General features: G+C 70.3%; 11 protein-coding genes. 5 read left to right on the top strand and 6 right to left on the bottom strand.

Annotated features, from left to right (window positions below; translation table 11 throughout):
• Positions 1-45: 45 nt before the first annotated feature.
• A complete protein-coding gene (locus FGL94_RS03485) occupies positions 46-2,028 on the top strand; it encodes a DEAD/DEAH box helicase (RefSeq protein WP_144920970.1) in 1,983 nt (660 codons plus the stop codon).
• A gap of 29 nt (positions 2,029-2,057) precedes the next feature.
• Here the strand turns inward: FGL94_RS03485 and FGL94_RS03480 are convergent, their stop codons facing one another.
• A complete protein-coding gene (locus FGL94_RS03480; RefSeq protein ID WP_144920968.1) occupies positions 2,058-3,125 on the bottom strand; it encodes a phytoene/squalene synthase family protein in 1,068 nt (355 codons plus the stop codon).
• A gap of 179 nt (positions 3,126-3,304) precedes the next feature.
• On the opposite strand from FGL94_RS03480, the gene FGL94_RS03475 reads away from it, so the two are divergent.
• Positions 3,305-4,450, top strand: a complete 1,146-nt coding sequence (locus FGL94_RS03475) for an acyl-CoA dehydrogenase family protein (protein WP_144920966.1) — start codon at positions 3,305-3,307, stop codon at positions 4,448-4,450.
• A gap of 36 nt (positions 4,451-4,486) precedes the next feature.
• On the opposite strand, the gene FGL94_RS03470 is transcribed toward FGL94_RS03475, so the two are convergent.
• Positions 4,487-6,367: a PH domain-containing protein gene (locus tag FGL94_RS03470; protein WP_144920964.1), complete on the bottom strand. Its 1,881-nt coding sequence runs from the start codon at positions 6,365-6,367 to the stop codon at positions 4,487-4,489.
• Positions 6,364-6,828, bottom strand: a complete 465-nt coding sequence (locus FGL94_RS03465) for a PH domain-containing protein (protein WP_144920961.1) — start codon at positions 6,826-6,828, stop codon at positions 6,364-6,366. The genes FGL94_RS03470 and FGL94_RS03465 overlap by 4 nt, the downstream gene beginning before the upstream one ends.
• 218 nt (positions 6,829-7,046) lie before the next feature.
• Here FGL94_RS03465 and FGL94_RS03460 point away from each other — a divergent pair, with 218 nt between their 5' ends.
• Positions 7,047-8,354 carry a Glu/Leu/Phe/Val family dehydrogenase gene (locus tag FGL94_RS03460; RefSeq protein ID WP_144920959.1) on the top strand — a complete coding sequence of 436 codons (1,308 nt, stop codon included), beginning with the start codon at positions 7,047-7,049 and terminating at the stop codon, positions 8,352-8,354.
• Positions 8,355-8,822: 468 nt separating this feature from the next.
• Here FGL94_RS03460 and FGL94_RS03450 read toward each other — a convergent pair whose 3' ends face one another.
• Positions 8,823-9,587: a ribonuclease H-like domain-containing protein gene (locus FGL94_RS03450; RefSeq protein WP_144920955.1), complete on the bottom strand. Its 765-nt coding sequence runs from the start codon at positions 9,585-9,587 to the stop codon at positions 8,823-8,825.
• 86 nt (positions 9,588-9,673) lie between these two features.
• Between FGL94_RS03450 and FGL94_RS03445 the strand changes: the two genes are divergently transcribed.
• Both FGL94_RS03445 and FGL94_RS03440 read left to right on the top strand, forming a co-directional pair.
• A complete protein-coding gene (locus FGL94_RS03445; RefSeq protein WP_144920953.1) occupies positions 9,674-10,396 on the top strand; it encodes an SOS response-associated peptidase in 723 nt (240 codons plus the stop codon).
• Between the two features lie 62 nt (positions 10,397-10,458).
• Positions 10,459-10,770 (top strand): hypothetical protein, encoded by a 312-nt coding sequence (locus FGL94_RS03440; protein WP_144920951.1) that lies wholly within the window; start codon positions 10,459-10,461, stop codon positions 10,768-10,770.
• A gap of 34 nt (positions 10,771-10,804) precedes the next feature.
• Here FGL94_RS03440 and FGL94_RS03435 read toward each other — a convergent pair whose 3' ends face one another.
• A complete protein-coding gene (locus FGL94_RS03435; protein ID WP_144920949.1) occupies positions 10,805-12,265 on the bottom strand; it encodes a small ribosomal subunit Rsm22 family protein in 1,461 nt (486 codons plus the stop codon).
• Between the two features lie 25 nt (positions 12,266-12,290).
• On the bottom strand, positions 12,291-13,064 hold the full coding sequence (locus FGL94_RS03430; protein ID WP_144920947.1) for an NAD(P)-binding domain-containing protein: 774 nt from the start codon (positions 13,062-13,064) through the stop codon (positions 12,291-12,293).
• Positions 13,065-13,099 lie beyond the last annotated feature (35 nt).

Raw genomic sequence — 13,099 nt, 5'->3', positions numbered from 1 at the left:
ACCGCGCGACTTTTTAAGTACGGTCCGGCCGAACCCGCAGATCGAATGCGCGTTCGCGATCTCCCGCTCTCGGAGCGGTTCGTCGACCACTTCGCCGACCGAGGGATCCGCGAGCTGTACCCGCCGCAGGCCGCCGCGGTCGACGCCGGCGTCTGCGAGGGCGAGAACGTCGTCGCCGCGGTGCCGACCGCTTCCGGGAAGACGTTCGTCGCCGAGCTGGCGCTGCTGACCGCCGATGGACCGGGACTGTACGTCTGCCCGCTCCGAGCGCTCGCCCGCGAGAAGTACGAGGCGTTCGCGGCGCTGCCCGGCGTCGACGCCGCGATCTCGACCGGCGACTTCGACGCGTCCGGGGAGGCGCTCGCGGGCAACGACGTGGTGGTCGCCACGAGCGAGAAGGTCGACTCCGCGATCCGCAACGGCGCGTCGTGGGTCGACGAGCTCGCCTGCGTCGCCGTCGACGAGGTCCACCTCCTCGGCGCGGAGCGCCGCGGCCCGACCCTCGAAGTGACTCTCGCGACGCTCCGCCGTCGGAACCCCGAACTACAGGTCGTCGCGCTGTCCGCGACGGTCGACAACCCGGAGGCGATCGCGGAGTGGCTGGACGCGACCCTCGTGGAGTCCGCGTGGCGCCCGGTCGACCTCCGAACCGGGGTCGCCGTCGGCGGGGACGTGACGTTCGACGACGGGACGGAGCTGGCGGTCGAGGTCGGAGACGACGCCAGCGAGGGCGACGCCAACGACGAACGCAGTGACGACGACTCGCCCGACGACACCGAGGTCACCGCCGCCCTCGTCGCCGACGCGGTCGATCGGGGCGGTCAGTGCCTCGCGTTCGTCCGGTCGCGGACCGAGGCGGTCGCACTGGCCGAGCGGCTCGCGGACGACGGGCTCGCCGAGCGCCTGGGAGTCGAGTCGGCGGCCGCGGCCGCGGGCGACGAGGCGGCCGACGTGGACGGCACCGCGACCGGCCGGCAGCTGGCCGACTGCCTGCGGTCCGGGGTCGCCTTCCACCACGCAGGGCTCCGCGCCGGACACCGGGCGGTCGTCGAGGAGGCGTTCCGCGACCGCGAACTCGCCTGCATCTGCGCGACGCCGACGCTGGCCGCCGGCGTCAACGTCCCCGCGCGGCGGGTCGTGGTCCGCGACCAGAAGCGATACGCGGGGTCGGCGATGGAGTGGCTCCCCACGCTGGAAGTCCACCAGATGTGCGGGCGCGCCGGCCGCCCCGGACTGGACCCGTACGGGGAGGCCGTGCTCGTCGGCGACGCGGACACCGAGTCCGAACTCGTCGAGCGGTACGTCGAGGGGGAGCCGGAAGCGGTCGAATCGACGCTCGCCGACCCGGCGTCGCTCCGAACGCACGTCCTCTCGGCGGTCGCGACCGGATTCGCGGAGACGGAGGCCGAGATCCTCGACGTGTTCGAGGGGACGTTCTACGCCCGAGAGGCGGGCGCCGGCGGGCTGGCCGACGCGGTCGCCGTCGCGGTCGACGACCTCGTCTCCGGGGAGCTAGTCCGCCGGGAGACGGGCGAGGGCGGCGTCGAGGCGTACCGGCTGACCGCCACCCCGGTCGGGGAGACGGCCTCGAAGCAGTACGTCAGACCGGAGACCGCAGAACGGATCGTCTCAGGAATCCGGACCGCGGCGGAAATGTCGAACGCGACGACGCTCACCGTCTTCGAGGTGATCTGCGACACGCCCGACATGCAGGACACCTACCTCGGAAACGCCGAACGAGCCGATATCTACCGGTTCGCCCGGGCGAACGCGGGGACCCTGACGACGGCGATGGACGAGACGGACGACTTCGAGGAGTGGCTGGAGTCGGTGAAGACGGCGCGGATCCTCGACGAGTGGATCGGCGGCGCGACCGTCGAGGAACTGGTGGAGTCGTACCGGATCGGGCCGGGCGACCTCGACTCCCGCGTCGAGCGCGCCGAGTGGCTGTTGAGCGCGGCCGAGGCGCTCGCCGAGACGATCGGCGTGCGCGTGCCGGCGGCCGCGAGGGCGCGCTCGCGGCTGTGACGCGGTAAAAGGGAGCGGACGGACGCCGATCAGTCGGCGGGCTCGACGGCCCGGTGGAAGGGAGTCCGCGCGATCGTCTGCCGAAGGTCCGCGAGGGAGTCGCGGCCGGCGTCGCCGGCGACGGCCATCACCGCGAACACCTCCTGCCGGGAGATCTTCACGCCCGTCTCGGTGAGCGCGTCCTCGGGGCGGGAGCTGAGCTCGCGGAGGGTGCCGACCGCGAGCAGGTACGGGACGGTCCACGCCTCCATCGTGTTCCCGTTCGAGAGCGGCATCGTCTCCAAGTACGCTTGCGCGTCGTCGAGGAACGAGCGGGCGTACTCGGCGGTTCGGTCGACGACGCGAGCGGACGACTCGCGGTTGTCGGGGTGGACGACGCGCTCCTGGTCGACCCCTTCGTCGGCGAGCCACTCGGCGGGGAGGTAGACGTTGTTCTCCTCGGTGTAGTCGTCGTACACGTCCTTCGAGACGTTCACGAGCTGGAGGAGGAGCCCGAACTCCTCGGCGGTGTCACGCAGCTGTCGCGCGCGGTCCTCCGTGATGTCGCCGCGGGTGAGCAGGTTCGTGATGAGATTCCCGACCGTCCCCGCGGCGTAGTAGCAGTACTGCTCCAACTCGTCGCGGTCGTCGATGCGGAGTCCGCCCTCGGTGGCGTGGCGGTCGACGAACATCGCCATCCCGTCGACCATCTCCAACACGGGGGGGACGATCGCCTCGCGGGCCGCGGGCTCGAACTCCGAAAACGTCGCCACGATCGTCGGAACCTCGGCGACGACCTCCCAGTCGTCGTTGCGCTCCGCGGGCGCCGGGAGCCACTCGTCGACCGCGTCGCGGAACGCCGCGATGTCGGTGTCGTCGTCGGGATCGATCGCGCGACGGTACGTCCGCAACACGTCGCTTTGGGCTTCGGGGGGGATGTGTCCGGCGTCTTCGACGGTGTCGGCGACCCGACAGAGGAGGTACCCCACGCAGATGTGCGAGGCCATCGGCTCCTCCAACACGTCGACCGTTAGCGCGAAGGTCCGGGAAACGCCCTGAACCGCCTCGTGACACCACTGGAGGTCGGGCTCTACAGGACCGTGTTCTCGTCCGCTCATTCGGTTACGGACACTTACGGCACAACGCATAAAAAGCCTCGTGGAACGTCGGGGGACGCCCGCGTAGCCGGTCGCGGCCCCACGGTGTCCGCTTTTCGCTCGCCTCGCGTTCTGCTCGACGCCGGAGGCGTGTACAACCGTGTAGAAACGGATAAGTTCCCGTGCGGACACCCACGATCATGGACTTCACTCTCTCCGGAGAGCAGCGTCAGATCCGGGACACGGTCGCGGAGTTCGTCGACGAGGAGGTCGTCCCGCGCGCGCCCGAGATCGACGAGACCGACGAGTTCCCGGCCGACCTGATCGACGAGATGGCGGAGTTGGGGCTCATGGGGATGCCGTTCCCGGTCGAGTACGAGGGCGCCGGGCTCGACTACCACAGCTACGCGATCGGGCTCGCGGAGATCGCGCGCGGCTCCGGCGGGCTCGGGACGGTCGTCGCAGCCCACACGTCGCTCGCGGGCAACATGCTGTACGAGTTCGGCGACGAGCGACAGAAGGAGGAGTACCTCACCGCCTTGAACACCGGCGAGGACATCGGCGCCTTCGCGCTCTCCGAGGCCGAGGCGGGCTCGGACGTACCGGCGATGACCACTAGGGCTGAGCGCGACGGCGACGGCTATCTCGTCGACGGCGGCAAACTGTGGATCTCGAACGGCTCCGTCGCCGACACGGTAACGCTGTTCGCGAAGACCGACCCCGACGCGGGCCGGAAGGGGATCTCCTCGTTCGTCGTCCGGCCCGAGGAGGACGACGGGTTCGTCGTGGAGGGGACCGAGGACAAGCTCGGCGACAAGGGGTGTCCGACCGCCGAGCTCCGGTTCGACGACATGTGGATCCCGGAGGACCGGTTGCTCGGCGAGGAGGGCGAGGGGTTCGTGCAGGCGCTGAAGACGCTGAACGGCGGCCGGATCACCATCGCGGCGCGCTCGGTCGGGATCGCGCGGGCCTCCCTCGACGAGGCGACCGAGTACGCGCAGGAACGCGAGCAGTTCGACCGCGCCATCGCCGATTTCCAGGCGATCCGGCACAAGCTCGCCGACATGGACACGAAGGTCCGCGCCGCCGAGCTGTTGATGCACGAGGCGGCCGACCTGAAGATGCGCGGCGAGGACTACATCAAGGAGGCCGCGCAGGCGAAGCTGTACGCCTCCGAGATCTCCCGCGAGGTCGCCAACGAGGGCATCCAGATCCACGGCGGCTACGGCTACACGAAGGACTTCCCCGCGGAGCGGTTCTACCGCGACGCGAAGCTGAACGAGATTTACGAGGGGACCAGCGAGGTCCTGCGGAACACGATCGCCCAACAGCTTCTCGACGAGTAGGGCGGCACGAGCGATGCGGACGGCGCGGACGACGCGTTACTTCTTGGCGTCGTCCGCGTCGTTGTCGGCGTTGTCCACCTCGTCCTCGTCGTCTTTTTCGCCCTTTTCGTCCTTTTCGTTCCCTCCCATGTCCGAGGGGTTGCGGTCCACCGCGTACTCGCCGGTGTCGATCCGCTCGGCCGGCTCGGAGTAGTCGCGGTCGCTTCCCGAGAAGTCCGGGCGGATCACGCCGTCGTCCGGGATATCCGACCGGTCCTCGTCGGCCTCGGCGCCCTCGTCGCCATCGTCGAGGGATTCGCTGTCGTCGACGCCGGAGGTCGGCCCCTCGCCGTCGTCAGGGGTCGGTTCGTCGGCCTGCCCGGTTGGTCTGTCGACCGGACCCGCGTCCGCCACGTCGCCCTCGAACCACTCGAACCGGTCCCGTCGCTCGCGGTGCTCCGCGACGGCGACTCGGAGCCGCTCCCGAAGCGTCTCGCGGAGGTCGACCGCCTCGTCGGTCGCGAAGTCGACGGCGGCGGCGTCGGCACCGGCGATGGAGCTGCTGCCGGCGGTGTCGGCGACGATCGTCGCCACGTCCCAGCGGCGCTGGAAGACGGTTCGGGTGTCGATGACGTTCTGGATCCGGTAGTAGGGAACGACCGTCACCGTGCGGCTCCAGAACCCGTTCCGGGTGAGGAGGTGGTCCTCGCCGAGCCAGTAGCCGCGGTGCTTCCACTTCAGGTGGGCGGCCGGCGGCACGGCGAGCAGGAGCGCGGCCGGGGCGTACCACGGGGCGCCGGCGCCGAGGTACCAGTCGGTCCCGAACGCGACCGCGACGAGGACGCCGACGACGATCGCGTACCGGAACGCGTACCGCCAGCGGATCCGCTTGGGCGGGCGGTGAAACCGCGGGTCGCCGAACGACTCGACCTCGCGCGCCAGTCGATACACCCGGTCGGTCGTCGCGATCGGGACGGCCGCCTGGCTCCCCTGATCGCCGCCCTGTCCGGGGGCGTAGCCGGCGGTCTCGATCGAGAGGCTCGCGTAGCCGAGCGCCCGCTTCGCCGGGTTATCGGCGATCCGGAGCGTCTGCACCTTCTCCGTGGGGATCGAGCCGCTGTACCGGCGGAACAGCCCCCGCTCGTACCGGAGCTCGTCGCCGGCGCGGGAGAGACGGAACCCGTAGTAGTTCGAGAAGGCGATTCCCGCGCCGAGCACCCACGACACGAGGAACAGCGCGCCGACGCCGACGATCGCGGTCGCGGTGAGCGCGATCGCCGACGCGTCCGGAATGAAGCTTGAAAGCACCGGGACGGATCCGGAGCTCAAGAAGGCCAACAGCCCGATGAGCCGACCGTCGAACGACAGCGCTCCCACTAAGGCGAGCTCGCCCGGCGAGATCGCGAACAGCTCCTCCTCGGCGGGACCGACCCCACTCCCGGCGCCCGTCGCGCCGCTCGCCTCGCTTCCCGCTCGGTCCGCACCCTCGCCGCGCGTCTCCGTGCCGGACCCGGCCGACTTGCGGCGCTGGACCTCGCGCTGGAGCCGTGTCGCCTCCTCGGGGGTGACGAAGCGGATCGACCCCTCGGTGCTGGAGCCGCCGGCGGTCTCTAAGTCCACCGCGGAGACGCCGATCGCGCGCTGGAGCACGCTCCGGCTCACGTCGACGTTCTGGATCCGTCGATAGGGGATCTCCCGCTCGCGTCGGGAGATCACGCCGGAGGAGATGTCGAGGGTGTCCTCGGTCAGCTCGTAGTCGAACCGCCGGTAGTACGCGACCTCGTACGCGAGCGCCGCGACGACGACCGCGACGGCGACGGCGGTCGCGGCCGCGAACCCCCAGTCGGGGTTGTTGTTCACGACGAAAAAGAGGATCACGACGATCCCGGACACCTTCTGGAGCGCGCGGTACGGGACCGACTGGGGCGCGAGCTTCACACCGCGTCCTCCCCGTCCGCGCGGATGGCCAGTCGCTTCAGCTCCTCGCGGAGGTCGCTCGCCCCGTCGGGCGTGAGCCCGGGAATCCGAACGTCCGCGCCGCGTGAGCCGGCCGTGTACACCACGCAGGAGGCGAGCCCGACGCCGCGCTCGACGGGACCGCGCCGGGAGTCGACGTGCTGGATCCGCACCAGCGGCACCGTCGTCCGGACCTGCGTGACCACGCCGCGGTCGAGGTACAGCGCGTCCTCCCGGATCTCGTAGCTCCAGCGACGGTACCGGAGGAGCGCGTGTCCCACGCCGAGGATGAGGAAGGCGGCACCGGCGGCGATCGGCACCCACTCCGGGAGCCGATCGAAGTAGACCGCGCCGGCGAACGGTGCCGTCAACACCGCCGCGATGAGAACCGCACGGAGGACCCACACGACCTGAACGCGAGGGTGAAGCGTCTGTGTCGTCATCGACGCACCTCCAACGCGCGTCCGAGTGTCATGGGCCGTCGTTGTCGGCGCCCACGTATAAGTCCGGGCGGAAAACGACGGGGGCGACCGCCGTCGATCCGCTGTCGACGACGCGCCGTCACCCCGCTGCCGGCTCGCCGGTTCGGTATGAGTGTTATCCTCTGACACTGGCGATAATTGCCGAAACCGATATCACCCGTGCCCGAGTCGAGCCGACCATGGCGGACGACCCGTTCGAGAACATGCTCGCACAGATGGACCGCGCGGAGGAGTACGCCGACGTGGACCACGGTATCTTCGAGCGGCTCAAACACCCGGAGCGCACGCTCAAGGTCACCCTCCCGGTGGAGCTGGACTCCGGCGAGGTCGAGGTGTTCGAGGGGTACCGCTGCCAGTTCGACAGCGCCCGCGGCCCATTTAAAGGCGGCGTCAGGTTCCACCCGTCGGTCACCCAGCGCGAGGTCGAGGCGCTCGCCGGGTGGATGACGTGGAAGACGGCGCTGGTCGATCTCCCGTACGGCGGCGCGAAGGGGGGCGTCATCTGCGAGCCGAAGGACCTCACCCAGAACGACTTGGAGAACCTGACCCGGCGGTACACCGAGGGAATTCGCCGGATGATCGGTCCCGAGACCGACGTGCCCGCGCCGGACATGAACACGAACCCGCAGACGATGGCGTGGATGATGGACACCTACTCGATGTACGAGGGCCACACCGTCCCGCAGGTCGTCACCGGGAAGCCGCTGGAAATCGGCGGGACTCCGGGCCGCGTCGCCGCGACCGGCCGCGGCGTCTCCATCGTCACCGAGCGGCTCTTCGACTACCTCGACCGCGATCTCTCGGACGCCACCGTGGCGATCCAGGGGTTCGGCAACGTCGGATCGAACGCGGCTCGGCTCCTCGACGAGTCCGGCGCGCGGATCGTCGCCACCTCCGACGTGACCGGCGCCGCCTACGACCCCGACGGGCTCGACGTGGCGGCGCTCGGGGCCCACGTCGACGCCGGCGGCCTGATCGACGAGTACGTCGCCGGAGAGCCCCGAGCGATGCCCGAGGACCGGCGCACCAGCGGGGGGAACCAGTGGGACGACCCGGACCAGATCACGAACGAGGAGCTGTTGACCCTCGACGTCGACGTGTTGATCCCCGCCGCGGTCGAGGGCGTGATCACCGCGGACAACGTCCACAACCTGCAGGCCTCCGTGATCGTCGAGGCGGCAAACGGGCCGACGACGGTCGCCGCCGACGAGGTGCTCACGGAGCGAGACGTCCAGGTCGTCCCCGACATCCTCGCGAACGCCGGCGGGGTCATCGTCTCGTACCTCGAGTGGGTCCAGAACGCGCAGGAGTTCTCGTGGCCGCTGGAGACGGTCAACGCCGAGCTGGAGCGGCGCATCGGTACGGCCTTCGACCAGACGATCGACCAGTTCGACCAGAAGGAGCTCCCGGACCTCCGTACCGCCGCGTACACGCTCGCGCTGGAACGCACCGCGAGCGCCCACGAGTACCGCGGGCTGTTCCCGTAAGCGGCGATCGATAGCGGGAGTTGGTCTTGCAGATCGGCGTCTGCGTAACCGTATTTAAATAGCCATGAGCGACGGCGACGATCGCTTATAACTGACGAGTGCGGTGGCGCGTGCCTCCGAGCGCCCACCGGGCGCGAGGAGCACGCGCGAGGGACGCGGTGAGCGCTCGCAGAGCGCGAATCGCGAGGTTGGGGAGGTGTGAGGCTGCGGTGCTGTGCGGGTGGGACTCAAAGGGGCGGCCGCGAGGACGAAGCACGGCGACGCAAGGACCGCAGGAACGAGCAACGCGAGTGACGAGGACCGCAGCGAGCCGCGCGAGTCCTCGCGGCCGGGGCTTTGGAGGTCGTCACCACAGCGTCGAATACTTATAAACCACCAACAGCAACACCCCGATCCGACTTATAAATGACCACACCACCACACTGAGAGACGTACTCCCGTCATCGCTCGCCGCTCTGTCTGCAGAGACTACCGCTCGACGGTGTCGCCGACGAACACGTCCTCGTGGAGCGTCTCGGTGACGGCGTCCGCGAGGGCCCGGAGGTTCTCCGTGTCCTCGCGGTTGTACGAGACGAGGGTGTCGAGCGCGTCGTCGTCGCCGCGCTCGTACTCGCGCCAGAGTCGGACGGCGTCCCGCCCCGAGATGTCCGGGCGGTCGCGGTCGATCCCGATCTCCTTCTCGATCGGCTTCAGCCCGCCGGAGAGCCCGATCCGCTTGCAGGGGTACATGAGATCGAGATGGGGCGTGTCGATCTCGATGTCGAAGGAGGTCTCTAAGAACGGCACGTCGAACCGCGCGCCGTTGAACGTCGCGAGCAGGCTGGCGTCGGCGAACCGCTCGCGGAGGCGCTCCGCGGTGAGGTCCTCGCCGGCGACGAGCGTCGTCGTCTCGCCGGCTTGGTGGAAGCTCACCGTCGTCACCTGATTGCGATGCTCGTCCAGTCCGGTCGTCTCGATGTCGAAGAAGCAGGTCTCCTCGCGGAAGTTCTCGTAGAGCCGCCAGCGCTCCCCGCTCGGGAAGGCGCGGTCGAAGTAGGCGGCGTCGCCGTCGTCGAGGCGCGTCAGCGCCTCGGCGATGAACGACTCGATCCGGTCGGCGATGGTCGATCCGACGCCCGGCACGTCGACCGCGGGGTCGAACGTCTCCCACGTGGTGACGCCCTCGCGCCAGAGCCGGCGCTCCGTCGTCTCGCCGACCCCCTCGACCGGGATAAAGCTGTTCTCGATGCGCATACTCGACCGCGGCGGCGAGCGGGCAAAAACCCGACGGGAGGCGGCGGCGCGATTTATGCCGACGCGGGCCGAAGGGGCGGCTACGCATGTGCGGCCGCTACACTCTCTTTACTCCCGCCACCGACCTCGAAGCCCGGTTCGACGCCGACTTCGCGGGCGTCGAGCCGAGCTACAACTGCGCGCCCGGCCAGGACCTCCCGGTGATCGCCGACGAGGACCCGACCGCTGCGACGCGGATGGAGTGGGGGCTCACTCCCTCGTGGGCCGCCGAGTCGTTCGACCTGATCAACGCCCGCGCGGAGACGGTCCGCGAGAAGCGGAGCTTCGCCGACGCCTTCGAGCGCCGGCGGTGTCTCGTCCCCGCGGACGGCTTCTACGAGTGGGTTGATGGAGAGGCGGGATCGGGCGACAAGACGCCCTACCGCGTCGCCTTCGAGGACGACCGCCCGTTCGCGATGGCGGGGCTCTACGAGCGGTGGGAGCCGCCTGAGCCGGAGACGACGCAGACGGGGCTCGGCGCGTTCGGCGGCGGGGCGGGCGAGGAGGACGACTCGGACGACACCGGCGAGCTCATCGATACGTTCACGGTCGTCACCACCGAGCCGAACGACCTCGTCGCCGACCTCCATCACCGGATGGCGGTGATCCTCGATCCGGACGAGGAGGAGACGTGGCTCCGGGGCGACCCCGACGAGGCCGCCGCGCTGCTCGGCCCCCATCCGGCCGACGAGATGACGGTCCATCCGGTCTCGACGCGCGTGAACTCCCCCGGCGTCGACACGCCGGAGCTGATCGAACCGATCGGGTGACGGTCCCGCGACGTGTCCGTTCGAAGGAATCTTTTTATTCCTGTTAACTGAACGAGGAGTAGATGCTCTCTGCCCTCCAAGTCGGCCTTCCCGGCGGTCCGGAACTGTTCGTCGTCCTCCTCCTCGCCACGGTGGTTGCCGTCCCGGTGGTGTTCGCGTCCCTGTTCATCTACCTGGACGCGGTGGACCGGAACAGCGGCCACGCGCTCGCGTGGACGGTCGCCGCGCTTCTCGGCGGCGTCGTGGTCTGGACGCTTTACTTCGCCGTCCGCGACGAGGTCGGCGGGAACGGGCTGACCGTGAGCCGCCGTCCGCGACGAGGTCGGCGGGAACGGGCTGACCGTGAGCCGCCGTCCGTGACTCCGGTCCGGTGACGCCCTGCGGTCGGGCCGGGTACCGCGACCGCTCTCAGCGCGCCACCAGATCGACGACCGTCTCGTCGTCGACGACCACGTTGTACGCCCCCTCGTCGTCGTTCCAGAGCACGAGCCCGTTCTCGACGAAGACCACCGATCCGTAGTCGGCCGTTCGGAGGTCGTCGTTGAGCACGGTCTCGCGCGTACAGACGAGGTAGTGGTCCACCGTCTGCGAGCCGTCGCCGACGCGGTAGAGGGCGTTGTCGCCGTCGCTGAGGTCGTGGCTCAGCTTCACGGCGAGGTGGTTCACGCGGTCGGTGACGTGGTCTTCGGAGTCGGCCATGCGCGCGCAGCGACCGCCGCTGGCCCGCACGTCGACCCGTCGTTTTCCGTCCGGACGGAGGATCGCGTACGCGAACTGGACGTCGACGTTGACGAACTCGCCCGGCTCGTCCGCGGAGCCCCGCTCGGCGGCCTCGTCGAGCCGTCGCTGGAACGGCGGGACATCGAGGTCGTCGGCCACGTCGAAGGACCACCCGCCGTCCGAGGGGGTCGCGTTCGGCCAGAGCCGGAGGGTGGGCGAGTACGTCTCGACGCCGCTCTCGGGCGTCGCGACCGCGCGCTCCACCTCGCGGAGCCCCATGGCGGTGTTGCGGTCGGCGGGCGCGAACGCGACGACGCTCCCGTCGTCGGCGAGTCCGCCGAGCGCGGCATCGGCGACCGCGATCGGGTCGTCGAGTTCCGAGAGGACGTTCCCGAACACGACCAGATCGAACTCGTCGGCGGCGTCGTCGCCCTCGGCGGTGCCGCCCCCCGCCGTCCCGCCGTCGAGTCCGAGGAACGACTCCGCCGTCTCCTCGTGGATCGTCGACCGGAAGTTCCGCCCCGTCTCGTCGAGCACGTGGTCGAGCACGTCGGCGGCCGCGCTCGGCTCGACGGCGTGGTAGTCGACGACGGCGTCGTCAGGGAGGTAATCGTGTAGGCCGAGGGCGGGGCCGCCGACGCCCGCGCCCACGTCGAGGACGCGGAGGGTCCGGTCGAGCAGCCCGTTCTCCACGAGGTCGTCGAGGACGTAGCCGATCGTCGCGTAGTAAGCCGGCAGGTGGTAGACCGCGTAGCCGAGCGCCGCGACCCGGTCGTACGCCACGTCGTTCCCGTAGAGGTAGTCGTCCTTCAGCCGGCGCACCGCCTCGCGGAGCTCGTCGCCGGACTCCCCGCGGTGCCAGTTCGCGCCGAACTCCCGGACGAGCAGGTCTTCGAGGGCGAACGAGTACTCCTCGGGGAACGCCGTCGGCGCCCAGCCGGGATCGGGGACGGGCTCCTCGGGGACGGGCTCGAAGGCGCCGTCGTCGCGCTCGCGGAGCCGGAGGTCGAACGCCTCCTCGCGGAGCGTCTCGCGGACGACGGCGGGGTGGGCGCTCCCCTCGATGTACTCCGCGATCTCCTCGGGGTCGATCGGTCTGACGTTGCGCAGGTAGTTGGCGTTGTTCCGGACGGCCTCTCTGTCTATCATGAAATCACTGGCGTCGGCTGTCGCGTCACTCGTGTCGCTCCCGCTCCTCGCGGTCGCCGCGGGCGCGCTCGTACAGGGCTGCGAACGCCTCCGGGTCGGCGTCGGCGATCTCGCGGGCCGCCGCGGCCACGTCGTCGGCGCCGTCGAAGGCGCGCTGGATCTCGGCGTACACCTCGGGCGCCCCCTCGGTGACGGTGTCCGCGACCTCGTCGAGCGCGGCCGAGACAGGAGTGTGGAACTCCTCGCGCACGTCGCCGCCCGCGAGCCGCCACGCGAGCACGGCCGCGTGCGCGCCGGCCTGCACCGTCTCCATCGCCTCGTCGTGTTCCGCGGGCGTCGTCTCGAACACCTCGTTGCCGCCGGCCTCGATCGCGGCGGTGATCCCCTCGACGACCGGTCCGGCCTCGTCGACGACCGCGGCGACGTTGCCGGGGACGCGCGGCGGCGCGAACAGCGGGTGGTAGCTCGCGCGCTCGCGGTCCGGGGCGTGCTCGCGCATCGCTGCGACCGCGTCGGTCATCTCCCCGGAGACGTCGAGGATCGCCCGCTCCGCGCGGGGCGCGTACGCCTCGACGGCGGCGGGGACCGCCGACATCGGCACCGCGAGACACACCGCGTCGTGGACGGTGTCGCCGTCGGTCGGAACCGCCTCCGCGTCGCGCGCGGCGGCCGCGTCAGCGGCGACGTCGGGGTCGCGGTCCGCGAACGCCACGGTCGCGTCGACCGGCGACTCGTCGGCCGACACGGTGTCGGCGATCCAGCGGCCGATCTCGCCGGCGCCCACCACGAGGATGTCCATCTGTCGTCCGTACTGAAGGGACGGGCGCGTTAAAA

It is taken from the genome of Halorubrum salsamenti, from assembly GCF_007671685.1.
GTDB classification, from domain to species: Archaea; Halobacteriota; Halobacteria; order Halobacteriales; family Haloferacaceae; genus Halorubrum; species Halorubrum salsamenti.
The sequence above is the reverse complement of the archived record's forward strand: the minus strand, read 5'-3'. Positions and strand labels throughout refer to the sequence as shown.